The organism is Megasphaera sp. AF13-6AC, from assembly GCF_027685385.1.
Classification (GTDB): domain Bacteria; phylum Bacillota; class Negativicutes; order Veillonellales; family Megasphaeraceae; genus Megasphaera; species Megasphaera micronuciformis.
This window is the reverse complement of record NZ_JAQCUN010000188.1, coordinates 1-1,852: the sequence shown is the minus strand read 5'-3', so window position 1 is coordinate 1,852 and position 1,852 is coordinate 1. Positions and strand designations below refer to the sequence as shown.

The following is a 1,852-nucleotide window of genomic DNA, read 5'->3' as shown; positions in this document are numbered from 1 at the left end:
TGACCTCGATCAATGGACTGAATGCCGCCTCGAAAGATTTCGGCAAAATATGCGGCATAGTTTAAAACAAAGGCGATAATAGCCGCAGGATAATCGGCCAAGCGTAACCCGGGAATCAGGAACGGAAGGCCGTAATAAATAAATAAGATCTGTAACATGAGCGGTGTACCGCGCATTAAGTAAATATAACCTTCCAAAAGCTTACGCAAAACGGCTAAAGGACTTAGCCGCGCCATGGCCATAATAATCCCCAAGGGCAGGCTGAGAACAATGGTGATGACAAATATTTTTAATGTAACTTGAAGCCCGTCGGCAATAGCCGGAACGATTGTTGATAAATAATCCATAAGAACTCCCTCTGAAACAAAGTAAATGAGGAATCGTGCGATTCCTCATTTACTTTCCATTTTTATAACTTCATCGAAATATCTTCACCGAACCACTTTTGTGAAATTTTAGCCATCGTGCCGTCTTCACTCATTTGTTTGAGCACGCTGTTAAGTTTATCTCTGAGCAGAGTATCTTCTTGGCGCATGCCGACGCCGAATTCTTCTTCACCCATATTTTTATCGATGACCTTGAATACGCCCTGTTTCTTCTGCATGTAGTATCCGCCTACGGCGCTGTCAACCAATACCGCATCGACACGCCCCAGCTCAAGATCCATCAAGGCTGCTACATTATCTCCGTACAGTTTAACATTCCCTAATGACGCTTTAAAGTCGGCCGCTTTGTTAAGGCAATCAATCGAACTGCTGCCGTCTTGTGTCGCCAGAGTCTTCCCGGCTAAACCGGCACGGTCCGTAACGGGTGAGTCACTACGAACCACGATAATCTGACCGTCTTTCATATACGCATCGGAAAAAGCGATTTCCTTTTTTCTATCTTCCGTAATACTCAAACCGTTCCAGAGCATATCTACTTGCTTGCTCTTCAAGGCTGCTTCCTTACTGTCCCAATCGATAGGTTTAAATTCTACTTCAATACCGAGACGTTTTGCGGCTTCCTTAGCCAAATCAATATCGGACCCGACAAGATTGCCGCTTTCATCTCTGAAACCTATGGGCGGGAAATTATCATCCAAGCCGATAATAACCTTATCAGGTAACTTTTGTTCCGACTTGGCCGAGTCGGAACCGCACCCGGTTGCAAGCATAGCTGTCATTGTCATAATTGTTGCGGCCAATATCCATTTTTTCATATTCATTGTTATTCCTCCCTAATTATCATTTATTGTCTCCTCAGACCGCGTTTCCGGATACCCGCCGTCTTTTGATGTCCTTATTATACTTTAGTACGTTAAATTAGTAAAGTATTTTTTCCAAAGTTTTTCGATTTTTTTATTGCTCTTTACGTCAGAGGTCTTCTGCCTCTTCTTGAGCCACACGAATCCTCGCCAGTATCTCTTTTTTATTCTTCGCGGACAAATACCTGAGCCGCACAGGCTGCACAACAAGGCCGCCGATCTCGGCACTACCTAATTCAAAAGTTACCCAATTAGACGGTATGTCGAAAATAGTTTTATACGGTATAAACACGAGATGCTCAGTTCCAAAGAGAATCTCGCTCATAAACTCATAAAAAGTTCGATAATGACTGCGTACAACCAGTCCCTTCTCCGTTACATAACACACCGTATCACCTTGCCGATACATCCGCACAAGACAAAACACCAGGCCGAGCAACGGATAAATGCGAAATGAGGCTTGAGTTTCTACCATAAAGGAGTGAAAACAATACATACCCGCCAGGGCGAACACACCCCGTAAGAGAAAAGATATTTTTCGGCTATTTTCATACCTTTTACAACTCGTGGCGCTTCCAGAATGTTATCAAGAACCGTCATGTGCGG

At 43.8% G+C, this 1,852-nt stretch carries 3 protein-coding genes; all 3 read right to left on the bottom strand.

The features are described 5' to 3' along the window. On the bottom strand, positions 1-347 hold a 347-nt coding region (locus tag PGX78_RS07935; protein WP_270446378.1), incomplete at its 3' end, for an ABC transporter permease subunit. 62 nt (positions 348-409) lie between these two features. Next, entirely contained in the window at positions 410-1,207 is a 798-nt protein-coding gene (locus tag PGX78_RS07930) for an amino acid ABC transporter substrate-binding protein (RefSeq protein ID WP_270446377.1), read from the bottom strand. Positions 1,208-1,355: 148 nt separating this feature from the next. Next, positions 1,356-1,742 carry a hypothetical protein gene (locus PGX78_RS07925; protein ID WP_270446375.1) on the bottom strand — a complete coding sequence of 129 codons (387 nt, stop codon included), beginning with the start codon at positions 1,740-1,742 and terminating at the stop codon, positions 1,356-1,358. Positions 1,743-1,852: the final 110 nt, after the last annotated feature.